Source organism: Methanobrevibacter sp., from assembly GCF_017539065.1.
GTDB lineage: Archaea > Methanobacteriota > Methanobacteria > Methanobacteriales > Methanobacteriaceae > Methanocatella.
Map to the genome: position 1 here is coordinate 1 of NZ_JAFYHP010000026.1, position 13,490 is coordinate 13,490.

Annotated in this window: 14 protein-coding genes; 1 reads left to right on the forward strand and 13 read right to left on the reverse strand. The window is 32.6% G+C overall.

Going from position 1 to position 13,490, the window contains the following annotated elements; translation table 11 throughout:
• Window positions 1–114: 114 nt before the first annotated feature.
• From IKS50_RS06635 to IKS50_RS06650, 4 genes are all read right to left on the reverse strand, one after another.
• Entirely contained in the window at window positions 115–1,146 is a 1,032-nt protein-coding gene (locus tag IKS50_RS06635) for a TIGR01177 family methyltransferase (RefSeq protein WP_292847291.1), read from the reverse strand.
• A gap of 6 nt (window positions 1,147–1,152) precedes the next feature.
• Window positions 1,153–2,346 carry an NAD(P)/FAD-dependent oxidoreductase gene (locus IKS50_RS06640; protein ID WP_292847294.1) on the reverse strand — a complete coding sequence of 398 codons (1,194 nt, stop codon included), beginning with the start codon at window positions 2,344–2,346 and terminating at the stop codon, window positions 1,153–1,155.
• Between the two features lie 9 nt (window positions 2,347–2,355).
• Window positions 2,356–3,318, reverse strand: coding sequence for a PH domain-containing protein (locus tag IKS50_RS06645; RefSeq protein WP_292847297.1), 963 nt, complete (start codon window positions 3,316–3,318; stop codon window positions 2,356–2,358).
• A gap of 131 nt (window positions 3,319–3,449) precedes the next feature.
• On the reverse strand, window positions 3,450–4,706 hold the full coding sequence (locus IKS50_RS06650; protein WP_394357528.1) for a proteasome-activating nucleotidase: 1,257 nt from the start codon (window positions 4,704–4,706) through the stop codon (window positions 3,450–3,452).
• A 163-nt stretch (window positions 4,707–4,869) separates the two neighbouring features.
• Here IKS50_RS06650 and IKS50_RS06655 point away from each other — a divergent pair, with 163 nt between their 5' ends.
• Window positions 4,870–5,364 (forward strand): multiprotein bridging factor aMBF1, encoded by a 495-nt coding sequence (locus IKS50_RS06655; protein WP_292847300.1) that lies wholly within the window; start codon window positions 4,870–4,872, stop codon window positions 5,362–5,364.
• Here IKS50_RS06655 and IKS50_RS06660 read toward each other — a convergent pair whose 3' ends face one another.
• The 9 genes from IKS50_RS06660 to nikR all read right to left on the reverse strand — a co-directional run bounded on the left by IKS50_RS06660 (window position 5,365) and on the right by nikR (window position 13,469).
• On the reverse strand, window positions 5,365–5,796 hold the full coding sequence (locus IKS50_RS06660; RefSeq protein ID WP_292847303.1) for a DUF356 domain-containing protein: 432 nt from the start codon (window positions 5,794–5,796) through the stop codon (window positions 5,365–5,367).
• Window positions 5,797–5,800: 4 nt separating this feature from the next.
• Window positions 5,801–7,066, reverse strand: coding sequence for a hypothetical protein (locus IKS50_RS06665; protein WP_292847306.1), 1,266 nt, complete (start codon window positions 7,064–7,066; stop codon window positions 5,801–5,803).
• Complete coding sequence (locus IKS50_RS06670; protein ID WP_292847308.1) at window positions 7,063–7,506, reverse strand: hypothetical protein; 444 nt, start codon at window positions 7,504–7,506, stop codon at window positions 7,063–7,065. The genes IKS50_RS06665 and IKS50_RS06670 overlap by 4 nt, the downstream gene beginning before the upstream one ends.
• Window positions 7,507–7,582: 76 nt before the next feature.
• Entirely contained in the window at window positions 7,583–9,013 is a 1,431-nt protein-coding gene (locus IKS50_RS06675) for a Mur ligase family protein (protein WP_366664944.1), read from the reverse strand.
• A gap of 488 nt (window positions 9,014–9,501) precedes the next feature.
• A complete protein-coding gene (locus IKS50_RS06680; protein WP_292847314.1) occupies window positions 9,502–10,584 on the reverse strand; it encodes a glycosyltransferase family 4 protein in 1,083 nt (360 codons plus the stop codon).
• Between the two features lie 64 nt (window positions 10,585–10,648).
• Window positions 10,649–11,743: an acetyl-CoA carboxylase biotin carboxylase subunit family protein gene (locus tag IKS50_RS06685; protein ID WP_292847317.1), complete on the reverse strand. Its 1,095-nt coding sequence runs from the start codon at window positions 11,741–11,743 to the stop codon at window positions 10,649–10,651.
• Window positions 11,740–12,222, reverse strand: coding sequence for a hydrogenase maturation peptidase HycI (hycI, locus tag IKS50_RS06690; RefSeq protein WP_292847320.1), 483 nt, complete (start codon window positions 12,220–12,222; stop codon window positions 11,740–11,742). Before hycI ends, IKS50_RS06685 begins: the two co-directional genes overlap by 4 nt.
• An 8-nt stretch (window positions 12,223–12,230) precedes the next feature.
• On the reverse strand, window positions 12,231–12,962 hold the full coding sequence (locus tag IKS50_RS06695; RefSeq protein WP_292847323.1) for a methyltransferase domain-containing protein: 732 nt from the start codon (window positions 12,960–12,962) through the stop codon (window positions 12,231–12,233).
• Window positions 12,963–13,019: 57 nt separating this feature from the next.
• Window positions 13,020–13,469, reverse strand: a complete 450-nt coding sequence (gene nikR / locus IKS50_RS06700; protein WP_292847326.1) for a nickel-responsive transcriptional regulator NikR — start codon at window positions 13,467–13,469, stop codon at window positions 13,020–13,022.
• Window positions 13,470–13,490 lie beyond the last annotated feature (21 nt).

Sequence of the window (13,490 nt, forward strand, 5' to 3'; positions counted from 1 at the left end):
AAATCAAAATTAAAAAAACAATTCAAGAAAATAATAAAATTAAAGGGAGTTAATAAGATTTAACCCCTTAAAAACAAAAAAATAAACAAGTAGTATATAAACTTATCCCTTAATTTATTTTTTTCTTATAACAGAAATGATTCTTGTTAAACTTCTATGCATTTTGATAGCATATTGCTCCACTATCACAAAACCAACTTCGTCAACCATCGGTTTTAAATCAACATAATGCGGTGAGGCCATACATAAGTAAGCGTCATCCCTCATATTATCATAAATCGCATGGAAAAATTCCTTAAAAATTTCATCACCATCAACATCCCCTGTTGAAGTAGAAATTCCATAAGGAGGATCTGTAACAACACTAGATACCTTTTCATACATTTTTAGTTCGCGGACATCAAGATGAAAGGTTCTATAATCGGTAATTCCATAATAATCAAGATTGATGGCCGTTCCATTTTTCATTTTCCAGTAAACATCAGACCCCACTACCTTACATCCTATTAATCCGGCTTCTATAAGTATTCCTCCGGTACCGCAAAAAGGATCAAGCAATAATTCCCCTTCTTTGATTCTTGATAGATTAACCATGCATCTTGCTAATTTCGGATTCATTGATCCGGGATAAAAGAATGGTCGTTTATGAGGTTTGCTGTCTTCAAAATGTTTCTTATTTAGTTTTATCCTTTCAATAGCTACATATAAATCATTTCCAAAAGCAGCGACTCTTATTAATGTTTTTGGTTTAGATAAATTAACTTTAATATTCTCGCTATTCTCCAGGATTAATGTTCCGATTTCTCTTTCAGTACCCACAGTATCAATTTCAGAGTGCAATCTTTTTACACGAACTGCGAATGTTTCATTAATGTATTTGGACCATTCCACAGTCTGGAGGTCTTCAGCCAAATCATCGATGTTAGATTTAATTATCATTTCATGTATTTCATGAGTATAACCTAATCTTTTTGTCAGAATCTTATAGTACTCATATATTTTATCACTTGAGATATCTTTTAAGATAACTAAACCCTCGGCTACATCATCAATTTTAGCTTCAATATTTTCACATTCGATAACTGCTTTTAGTTCAGCTAAAGGCAATTCCGGGTGTTCTTGTGATTGTATACATAATAATTCCATTAAAATTCACCTAAATCCAAATATATTTGCCACTTTTTTAAAAAGAAATGTTGGAATAATCTTAAATATTAGACCTCTTTTTATAAATTCTTTTACAAGTTTTGATTGATTGTCCATATCTCCATATTCAGAGATAATTTTTTCACATTCATTTTCCCGTAATTTTTCAAATAGATAATCCAAATCTTTATCATTCAATAGATTAAGAGTGTTTTGTACTTTAAACTGATAGTTGAATTCTTTTGAATACTTTTTAATAAATTCTTCCTGATAACCACTTAATATTTTAATATTGTCCTTTTTAATAGCTTCTGTTATGTATTTGCTTGCTATTTTACAGCTATCAAATGCGATTAGCAAACCTCCGCCTGAAGTTGGTTTTACCTGTGAGGCCGCATCACCAATTAAAAGCACTCTATTTTTTACCAGTTTATTTTTATTATTATAAATTGGAATAAATCCTTTATATTTTTCTATAATTTCATAATTAAAATTTTCATTTAAAAAGTTTATTAAAAATTCGTTTTGCTGTTTGTGAGAATGATTTGAAAATAGTCCAACCCTATACTGATTGTTTTTCAGAGGAATAATCCATAAAAATCCCGGAAGAATATATTCAAACAAGTAAGTGTCCACATAATCATCCAATGTTTTATTTGATTTTCTAAAACTATTCATAAATTCCCCATCTATTGAAACAAGCATTTGTGATGCCGGGAAATTTTGTTGAGCGTTCCCTATGATTGAGGATATTTTTGAGTTATACCCGTCACATGCCACAATAATTTTTGAAGTGATGAACTCATTATTGGAAAAATAGGTTATTCCCTTTTCAGCATTTACATCAATTACTTTATGATTTATAAGTTTGACACCATTTTCAATAGCTCGATTTAGCAAATATTGGTCATATCCACTTCTATCGATTACATAAGCAACATTTTCCTGTTTTTCAACATTGAGAATATGATTTTTGGTATGGAGAAACGCTCCTTTAACTGAATTTAAAATAACCTCCTCAGGCAGCTCATTATTTTCAAAAATATGTTTGCTTAAAATTCCTGCGCATTGTAGCGGATATCCTATTTGTTTTTTCTTTTCAACAACGGCTACATTTAATCCATTTTGTGCGAGGTAATATGAAATTGTTGAACCTACTGGTCCCGCTCCAACAATTACAACATCATAATCAAAATTCATTATCCTACCTTATTTCTTAAATTTGTCAAAATGTCTTTTTATGGCTTTTTCGGACACGTCTTCAAAATCATCTTGGGGAACTTCTTCAACGACTTCCTCATAATAAATGTCGCGTTCATTATGAGGATAGTAATCCTCGTTTCTATAGGAATAATCATCCCTTACTTGATTATAATGCCTGCCTTGGGAACGGCCATTTTGGCGGTTATGATATCCTGCATCATAAGGTTCATAATCATACTGATGCCTTGGGGGTTGGTTTTGTGAAAAATCTTCAGGATAATATTCATATTCCCTTCTTGGGGAGTAATTTCTCTCATGGGTTATTGGGGTGATTGGCTCGAATTCGTCATAGTAATCATTTCTTCCCAAGTAATCCTCATCCTCGGATAAAAGTCTTTCATGAGGTTCATATTGTGGAAATCTTTGAGGAGGAGCCTGAAAACTTCTTGGCCCAACCATTCTTGAGAATATGATCTCTTCAACTTCTGATGGATTTGATATGTTGCTTAACTCCAACAGATTATTGTCATAAGCACTGAATACTGAAACAGAGCCGACATTGAAAATCTTTTCAAGAATATTTTGAGAAGTATTGAGATCCTGAATTGTAGAATAAGGCATGTAATTTTTTTTAGTGGACAATACACCGGATTTAATAATAATTTTTGTATCAGTTAAAATGTATTCAACTGAATACCAACCTATCAATTGCCAGATTATGTAAATAACATTGACAAGGATTATAACAAAAAAGGCAATAGCTAAATAACTTGTTAGGGGAAGTTTAATATAGGATATTAAATAAACTTGCATTTTCCCTATAAACTTAATAGCAATAGGTGAAAGTGATAAAATAACTATTAATAAAATAACTCCAAAAATTGCTTTCTTACAACCTAAAAGCATATTCGGCTTAGTTTGATAGAGTATTCTATCAGCAGTTCTTCCATCTTTATTATTAAATAACATAATTATACATTGAATTTACTTTTAAATAAAGTTTTAGTAAAAAAAGATATTAAAATAAGCCTCAGCTCGCCCATCATTCATCACATATCAGAGCTCATAGGGTTCATCATAGGCTTATTATTTAATTAGATTTAACCAAACATTACGCCAGCTTCTGTTTTGAACAATTCATCTTCTTTAGATTTGCTCATAACTTTATCAATAGCATCCATAAAGTCATCTACGGTAATCTTATCACGTTTTTCACGAATTGCAAACATACCGGCTTCAGTACATACTGCTTTTAAATCTGCACCAGACAATTCATCAGTTAGCTCAGCAAGCAAGTCAATATCTGCTTCTTCATCTAGTGACATGTTTTTAGTATGGATTTTAAGAATTTCGCGTCTTCCATCTATGTTCGGAAGTGGAACTTCAATGAATCTGTCAAAACGACCTGGACGTAAGAGTGCAGGGTCTAGAATATCCGGCCTATTGGTTGCACCTATAATTCCAATGTCTCCTCTTGATTCAAATCCATCAAGTTCTGCTAAAAGTTGCATTAAAGTTCTTTGAACTTCCCTGTCTCCACTAGTTGAACTTTTAAGTCTTTTAGCGGCTACAGCATCTAATTCATCTATGAATATAATGGCAGGAGCTTTTTCCTTTGCAAGTTCGAATACTTCGCGAACAAGCCTTGCCCCTTCTCCAATGTATTTTTTAACGAATTCAGAAGCAACGATTTTGATAAAAGTTGCATTAGTTTCATTAGCTACCGCTTTAGCAAGTAAAGTCTTACCTGTTCCCGGCGGACCATATAACAATATACCTTTAGGCGGTTCAATACCTACCTTTTCGAATAGTTCCGGTTCAGTTAATGGAAGTTCCACAGTTTCTTTCACTTCTCTGATTTGTTCTTCCAAACCGCCGATTTGCTCATAAGTAATGTCCGGTTTAGTTTCTATTTCCATTCCAGATACATTTGCATCTTTTTCTGATGGTAATACTTCCACAATACCAAAGGTTTGTTGATTTAATGCTACCCTTGAACCAGGCACTAATAATTTTTCATCTAAGAATTTTGAGTAATTAACAAGAAAACTAGGTCCAGTACTGCTTTTCACGGTCATTCTGTGATCATCTAAAACTTCTGTAATAGTAGCGAGTACTAAAGGAGGGGATCTGAATCTATCCACTTCGGATCGTAAGGATTTAGTTTCTCTTTCAAGTCTAATTTTTTCATTCTCAATTAAGACTTTATCCTTTTCTAATTTCCTAACTTTCCACATTAAGTTACTTTTAGCTTTGGATTTTTCTTCTCTTAAAAGAACAATTTCCTCTTTTAAAGATTCAACTTGTTCAATTAATTCCTCTTTTGAAGAATTTTCCAAATCGTTAAAATCATTCATGTGAATCAACTCCAGTTAGTTAATATATTTCTACAATATGTTACTTTAATAACAATTAGTAACTTTAAAGTATTTAAAGGTATTCATTTTATTTTATACTAACAATAATTAAATAATAAAAATAATATAATATTAATTATAAAATGTGGAGGAACTGATTAAAATGGAATGTGAAATCTGCGGTAAACCAGTACCAGAAAACAATCCAATTAAAGCTAAAATTGAAGGATCAGTTATGGTTGTATGTAAAGAGTGCTCAAAACTTGGTAAAATTCAAAAAGCTCCACCAAAACCTAAATACGTAAAACAGAACAATAAATCAAAAAGACCTGCAACTACTCGAAATAGACCTTACTCCAGAAATGACGAACCGACAGAAGAGTTAATTGAAGACTTTAGTTTAGAAGTTAGAAAAGCCAGAGAGTCTAAAAATTGGTCTCGCGAAGATTTAGGTAAAAAGATTAACGAAAGAGTTTCAGTTATAACAAGAATTGAAACAGGCAAAATGACTCCGGACAATAAACTTACAAAAAAATTAGAAAAAGCATTGAATATAAAGCTACTTGAAGATTTAGACAATGTTGATTTAAATCAATTTATTAACAGTTCGTCTGGAGAAAGAACATTAGGCAACATTATGAAAATCAAAAGAAAATAGCTATTTAGTATAGCTATTTAATTTATCATTTTTGATGTGCCTTTCTTTTTTATTTATTTTATAGTCAATCATCCCATCATTAACAGCTTTTACAGAATTATAACCCTGAAAATTATCAGCTTTATTCAAAACATATTCCAATTTAGAATATGCTCCATATTCATCACTTACAACTACAACATGAGCTGGAGGATGAATTTTTTTAACCTGCATAATGCTTAAAGTTGTGTCTTCTTTTACAAAAAATGCAATGGCAACATTGGATTTAGTTTTAAGCTTGGAATTTAAAATTCCCTCAACCAATGAATCTGCAAAAGAAGCATCAATAACTTTAGGCTTTGTAGTTAAAGTTAAATTACCATGACGTTCCATATCAGTGATTGCATTAAGCAATTTAGAATTATTCTCTCCTCTAACTAATATTAACGCCATGACCTCACCTATTCTGGAATGATTTTAACAATCTTGATCTAAAGACCACGAGAAGTATTAAAATAATACCTACCGCAGTTTGTATGCTTCCTAAAATATTTAATATATTGCCATCAATAGGCAAATCCCATGCTGGAGAAGACCTATCTCCAGGAAGGGCATTATAATAAACACCAACAGCCTTTGAACCTTGTTTTACATTAATATCCTTAGGTTCAACATGGTCAACACCCATTAAAAGTCCATTATCAATTCCTCTATTAATGGAACCTGCAATAGCGGATGCATCATATCCATACTTTGCAACTGATGCATAAACAATTTCGGAAGTAGTGGATGCCAATCCCGGTTTATCACTTCCATAAACTGAAACACTGACTGCATTCGGACTGACTGTTAAAGCATTACCTAATGATTCATAAGCATAAACAACTCTAATGTCTGCTCCACAAACAGGACATTTATCATAAGAGTCCGACAGAGGATAACCGACAGCCCATCCACAATCGTCACAAACCTTAGAATATTGTTCATCCATCGGATACCCAGTTTGATTCATGTCTTTAGGAGTAAACATGTCTCCAGTGGAAATTCCTGAAACTAAATTCACTCCACCTCCACCATATTTCTCTCCTGCATCTTTAGCTACTTCACCCATAGCTTCTGAAAGAATAGTAGTGGCCGGATATCCGTCCCTAATCATTTTTCCAATATTCATTGCCGTTTCTTTTCTAACGGAGTTTGCAGTACCATACATTGGATTTCCTTCAGTATTCCTTAAGTGAATAATAGCTCCTTTTTGACCTGGCTGTAGAGTAGCCACTCCACTTGAATATGGAGTTACTTTAATATTATTACTGTATTCATCTACTGTGATAACATATGCATCAAAGGAACCGCCAATTGCCGCACCAATTCCTGGACCTCCAACTAACAGACGAGCCCCCTTAAATCGGCTTGCAGATGCCGCTGCTGATGCTGCTGATGCATTATTTTCTAGACTTGCAACTGCATCAACAATAGATTCCAACCTAGTATCAGAACTACCAGTACCCCCGGAAAGAACCGCAAAATGATTATTTTTAGACATTAAAAATGTTGACTGGAACATGTTTTCTGCAAATGACATACTTCCAGCTGCAGCACCATTTGGATCGCTACCGGTAGGGTCAGTGATAATTATAACATTACAAGTAGCGGCAACACTACTCATAGTCATTAAAATTATAATTAAAAAAACAATTGACGCGTGAAATCTTTTATACTTCATTTACTCGCCCCAGTTTTATTCTCAAATTCCACAGACGAAAAGTCTTCTATAACGGTTACGGTCACAACACCAGTATTCTTATCTACTTGCACATCTGCAGCGGTAATCGGTTCTACAGATGTACCTGGCACTGTCGACCATGTTGCAAATTCCTGCGCCGTCTGTATCGCATCCTGCAGGGAAACTTCTCTTTTAGAAGTTTTTAAAATATCTCCATATATTACACTACCGTCCCTGAAACCCGCCTGCATTACATTAGCTCTAATTGAATCTACAGGAACAATATCATTACCTTTAATAATGACTCCAGATATTGGAACGCCATCATTAATATCATCAGAGGATGCAAAAGCAACATATGTGATTAAACGGCCACAAAGAATTAAAATAAACGCTAACAATAAAATAATTAATGTGTCTCTTCTAATCTTTATAAACATGTTTATTTCCTCTAAGCATCAATATTCTTAACAAAAGAATAAATTATACATTTATTATATTAAATTAATATAATATTTAAATTTTTATTATGTCTTTTAAAAGTGACTCCGCAGGATCCATTCCCTGAGCACCAATCAGCAAAATAACATCTTTCTTATCTGCTTTTCCAAAAACTTCTTTTAAACAATCTTTTAAGTTATCAAAATGAGTATAATCAATGTTATTTTTATTTAAAGTGTTGAAGAATACTTCTCTTTCATCATCTTCAACAAAGTTTAATTCATTTACTACATCTTTACTTGAAGACAAGTATAATTCTATATTCTCATTCATTGATTCAACTAATGCATCAACATTTAATTGATTAATCTCAACACCTCTGGAACCTCTTATTGCACAAGCAACATGTAGTTTTTGATTTTTAGGAAGTAATTTAAGAGTTTCAGATATTGTTGCTTTGATTCCATCAGGATTATGGGCAAAATCATCATAAATTAATGGCTCATCATTTAATTTTGCAAATCTTCTATTCAATGCTTTATAAGTTTTAACGCCTTCGACTATTTTATCAATATCGATGCCTAAAGAAATGCATGCTCCAATAGCTGATAAGATATTTTGTATGAAGTGATTGCCTTTGAATGGCAGTTCATCAATTGTTAAAATTGAATTATTATTATAAACAATATTCTCTCCATCAAAATAAACAGCATTTTCTTCATTTAATGGAGACATTGATGTATAAAACGGATTTTTAGCATCGAGTTTTCTTACTAACTCATCATCATAATTTAAAACAGTTATTCCATCACCAATAGCATGCGGCACCGCTTTGATTTCATTGAAAACATCATCAATTGAATTTACAAGACCGATATGGTCCATTGCAATATTGGTTATGACTCCCACATTAGGTTGAATGGCTTCACTCATTAATGCAGCATGATTTTCCATTAATTTGTCAAGCCATCCCTGAACTTCAGATACTTCAATCACCAAATAATCCAGTTTGCCATTTGCAATAACTTCATCTGAGATTAATTTAGAAACCATAGGGTCAATTAATGTATTAAATTCGGATTCGCTATCAGTATTTGTTAGTACGTGATAGCCGGCATTATTTAAAATATGATAAATTAAATGGGATGTTGTTGATTTTCCGTTTGTTCCTGTAATAACAATATTTGTTGAGTTTGGAGAATATTTTTTTACAGTGTGTGAAAGTGCAAATGCATTTGCAAGTTCTATTTTATCTGTAACTATTAATGGAAAGCCCAAACGTTGAGCAGTTTCAATAGCTCCATCTTTAGGAGTTTGTGTAATGAGGCAAGCAATATTTTTATTAAACGCCATTTCTACACCGGTTCCATTAATCCAATGCCTGATAACTATATCTCCAGTGTGAGCTTCATTTAAAAAAGTGAATTTGCCTGTAAAACCTTCTATGGAGAAAAAGTCAGAGTTACCATAAAGTTTGCCGTTGACTTTTTGAACTAACAAATTTATATCGCCTAATCCATTGTCTGGAAGTTTCTCTTCCTCATGTAAAAAGGGAATTTTATCTGTAATCTCCTCCAGAATATCCTCCTTATCGGGAATTTTATCTTCAACCTGATGAACCAAATTATGAATGGTGTCTCTTTTTCTGCTAGAAGCTTGTTTATTTTCTTCTGAATATTTAGATACATACTCCTTTGCTATTTCAATGTTGGGTATAACAATTAATGGGAAACATAAACGTTGAGCAGTTTCAATAGCTCCATCTTTAGGTTTGGGTGTTATAAGGCAAGCAATATTCCTATTAAATGCCATTTCAACTCCTGTTGAATCAATTTCCTCTCTAATGACTATATCTCCAGTATGAGCATCACGTAAAAAAGTAATTTTTCCTGTAAAACCATCAATGGAAAAAAAGTCGTCATTCCCATAAAGTTTTCCATTTATAGATTTAACCAAATCCTGAATATCCATTTTACCATCCCCAAAAAAAGAAATTAGAATATGTACATCTTGGCTAGTATCCCAATGATACATAATAATACTGTAGTTCCCCAATATGTGAATACAATTTTAGTTTCAGACATACCATAATGATTTAAAGTATGGTGTAGCGGTTCCACCGGTAATTTAATAATATGGGCACGATGTAATAAACTAACAACGACTGAAATAATCGGCACTCCTAATGCAAGAACACCAAAGTAGGGAATATCGCCTATTAAAACTGCTGTTGCATAACCTACGCCCAATACAAATGATCCAGTATCCCCCATAAATATCTTTGCAGGATATTTATTAAATACTAAAAATCCAAAACATATTCCGGCTATGATTAAAAATGGTGGAAGAATTGTTGGCTGTCCAAATAACTCCCCATAAATACAACATGCGAGTGATGCGATTCCAACAATACCTGCTGCTAGACCGTCCATACCATCAATAAGATTAACTGAATTTATACATCCAAGGATTGCTATAATGCAAACTGGAATGGATAACCACCCTAATGTAAATCCGCCTAATGTTGTTACGACACCAGTCAATCCTAAAAATAAACCTATAACAATTTGACAAATGATTTTTTCAAGTTCTTCTGGTTCTGTTTTAATTGGAACTTCTCCAATGACTTCAACTTTACCTTCTTTAAGAAAATCTTCTACTTCCGCTTTTGCTTTTGGAGTTGCAACCCTCACTTCCTCATTAGGTTGCACATCTAATCTTCCTAAAGTAATGACTTCATCTGAAATGTTTACCACAAGCTTTTGGACTTCTTTAATCTTGAGCCCGATTAAATCATCCACTAACCCTACAATTCCTCCAATAAGCATCATGAAACATACAACAAGAATAGGAGTATCAGAGAAAAATAATGCTATGATGAGAGAACTAGTAAATAAAAATGCAATGCCCCCCATTGTTGGAGTACCGCTCTTAAATCTATGTTCACTAACTATAGGGTTATCTGTAATCCTTGCTTGTAATAAAATCCTTTTAACATACCATGTGAAAAATATTGAAGCACATAGTGTTATCAAAAAAAGAATTAACATTTCAATATTATTCATTATACCACGCAATAAATCTTTTAAACAATTAGATTATTTATAGGTAATACTATATAATTATAACTTATAACAAAATTTAAGTTAATTCATTAACTAAATTTTCAAGCTCTTCTTTTGATTTTGCTCTTGCTGTAACCCTTTGATACCCTTCAGGACCATGCACAACAAAATCATTGTCTTCAAAAGATTTAACCGGTTCTTTTGGTGCAGGGCCTTGGTAATTGCCTACTGGAATTTCAGTTGAATAATAATATTGAAGTTTATCGGAAATATTAGCTAAACTAAACTCGCCGATTGCCATATCAACTAATTCACATAATGAGTTCACACCACAAGTAGCAGTGGTCAAATATCTTGTACCGTTAGGCCTTGTATTAACTTCAATAGCATATAATTGGTTGTTTTTACGAGAATACATGAAATCCATCTCAAAAATTCCATCTGAATCTAAATTTTTAGCTACTTTATAAGCAGTGTGTTGAATTAGATTATTATCCAATCCGTCAATCAAACAAGGGCCTGTTTTTACTTTATTTAATGGATGAGTGCCTTCTAATGTAGTTTCACCTTTATATATAGGGGGCAAGGCCACATATTCCCCATTAAAACCCAATACCTCAATGGAAATTTCGGCTCCTTCGATGAATTCTTCGCATAAAGCTTGGTTGAATTGTTTGAAATATTCCTCAACATCTTCAATTGATCTAGCCACTTTAATATCTTTTCCGCCTTGTCCTTCGCCTTGTTTTAAAACAACTGGAAAATCAAGTTTCAACTCATCGGGACTATTTAAAATTTGATAACTAGGAGTTGTGACGCCAATCTCTTTGTAAAATCCTTTTGTTTTAATTTTGTTGGAAGTTAGTTCAACTGCGCGTACACCCGCTGCAATAACCGGTATGTCATATTCTGCTTCAAGTTCTTCTTTCATATGGGCAACATCAATTAATGGCGGATCAATTCCAATTAATGGAACGACCGCATCAACATTTTGCATTAATGCAACTTGTTTAGGGCCTTCCATTCCACGAGGAACAATAAATACCTGATCAGGCAAATCCAAGTTAATTGCGTTCTCATTAGATTCTGTTAAGACACTTTCTATGCCTTTAGATTTTACATACCAATCAATATCATCATATAATCTTGAACCAATAAATAATAATTTCATAATATAATTCCTTTTAATGTTTCAATAAATTCATAAGCGGCTTTTTCAACTTTTGGTGTTGGCTTTTCTCCCCAATCCATAGTTTCAGGTTCAAAACCAACGAATATTATTCTAAAATCTGTGTCTTTTTCAAGGTATCTTACAAAGAAAGATAAAGACATTGAATGGGTTGAAATACCAATATTTGCAAAATCCTCTTTATTAACAATCCGCATATCTCCAGGTTGCGATTCCATTAGGCATGCATCAACGATGATTAGATGTGTAGGTTTTTCTTTCCTGATTTTTCCAGTGAAGTTTTCAGGTACGGTTTTTCCATCAATGAATAATAAATTATTATCCTCAATGTTTTCTTCTTTTAACTTTTTTATAATGAATGGGCCTACACCATCATCACTTTTAAGCTCGTTGCCAACACCCAATACTATTAATTTCTCACAATCTGTTAAAAAATTGTTTAATTGAGATTTGAAGGTCAAATTACCACCTATAAATATTTAGTTTTTATACTTTCAATCCCATTTCCCATAATATATTTTATCTCTACATCTATAAAGTCATTTACTTTTATTTGCTTTTCATCCAATGGGATTAATAATGGTGGGTTTAACATAGGCAGTGGCCCTGCAATTAAATTTTCATTAAGTTTAGTATAAGTAGTAATCTTTAATCCATTAACCAAACCATCTTTATTTGCTTTTAATTTTAGTGTTGTTTTAAATTCGGGATTAATTTCATCTAAAAAGTTAAATTGTGAATAAACGATTTCATCAGAAAGAGTTTCATACTTTGATTCCTCATCCCAGTGCACATAATGCCGTTCTAAGTTTACTAATTCAACAGTGTTTATTATCCCTTGAGGAATGATTTTTCCATCAGATTTCAGGAATTTTTTAACATGGTTCAGGACAGGGATTTCCTCTTCATCGATTAATGCAGTATCAAGCATTTCACAAACTATTAAATCTGCTTTTTTTGTGAAGTTATAATCTAATACGTCGCTGTTGATAACTTCAATATTTTCAAAATCATCTAAATTCTCTTTAGCACATTGAAATGCTTTTTTATCAATCTCCAAAGATATAATTTCTCTAAATTTTGAACTTAGAAAATAAGATAGGACCCCACTTCCGCAACCTAAATCATATGCTAAATCAGTATTTGAATCATAATCATTAATAGCTTCGTGAAAAACAGCCAGCCTATCATTATCTTTCAATAAATCAAAATGATATGAAGTGGTTTTAAATTTCATAAAAAAAAGTAAAAAGAAGATTTAATGAACATGTGGGTGGTCATGAGAATGACCTGGTTCTCTGAAATCTTCTCCGTTAGCGGTACTTGTAAGTTTTACGTGTTCAACCCCTTTTAATCTCATGATTTTTTCGGTTAAATCACGAATTTCAGCTATATCTCCATTCACAACTACAATTTCCATACAGTATTTATCAGTCATATGAATGTGCATACTAGTGTTGATTTCATTTCTGAAACTGTGTTGGATTTCTGCAAGGCTTTCCATAACCCCTGTGTAGTGGTGATCATAGATAATTGTTATTATACCAATTCTGTGTCCCTCCATGGAATTCATCCATTGATATCTCACAATATAATCTTGAAGCGCATCACGAATTCCTTTTGAACGAGACTGGTATCCCCTTTCTTTTAGTACTTCGTCAAAATCGGCCAGTAATTTTTTAGGTAATGACATACTTATTCTCATCATAAAAAACACATCATAATTTCA

Coding starts and splice junctions, on each gene's coding strand:
- IKS50_RS06635 (WP_292847291.1), bottom strand. CDS start 1,146: ATGGAATTATTATGTATACAATCACAAGAACACCCGGAATTGCCTTTA.
- IKS50_RS06640 (WP_292847294.1), bottom strand. CDS start 2,346: ATGAATTTTGATTATGATGTTGTAATTGTTGGAGCGGGACCAGTAGGT.
- IKS50_RS06645 (WP_292847297.1), bottom strand. CDS start 3,318: ATGTTATTTAATAATAAAGATGGAAGAACTGCTGATAGAATACTCTAT.
- IKS50_RS06650 (WP_394357528.1), bottom strand. CDS start 4,706: ATGAATGATTTTAACGATTTGGAAAATTCTTCAAAAGAGGAATTAATT.
- IKS50_RS06655 (WP_292847300.1), top strand. CDS start 4,870: ATGGAATGTGAAATCTGCGGTAAACCAGTACCAGAAAACAATCCAATT.
- IKS50_RS06660 (WP_292847303.1), bottom strand. CDS start 5,796: ATGGCGTTAATATTAGTTAGAGGAGAGAATAATTCTAAATTGCTTAAT.
- IKS50_RS06665 (WP_292847306.1), bottom strand. CDS start 7,066: ATGAAGTATAAAAGATTTCACGCGTCAATTGTTTTTTTAATTATAATT.
- IKS50_RS06670 (WP_292847308.1), bottom strand. CDS start 7,506: ATGTTTATAAAGATTAGAAGAGACACATTAATTATTTTATTGTTAGCG.
- IKS50_RS06685 (WP_292847317.1), bottom strand. CDS start 11,743: ATGAAATTATTATTTATTGGTTCAAGATTATATGATGATATTGATTGG.
- nikR (WP_292847326.1), bottom strand. CDS start 13,469: ATGATGAGAATAAGTATGTCATTACCTAAAAAATTACTGGCCGATTTT.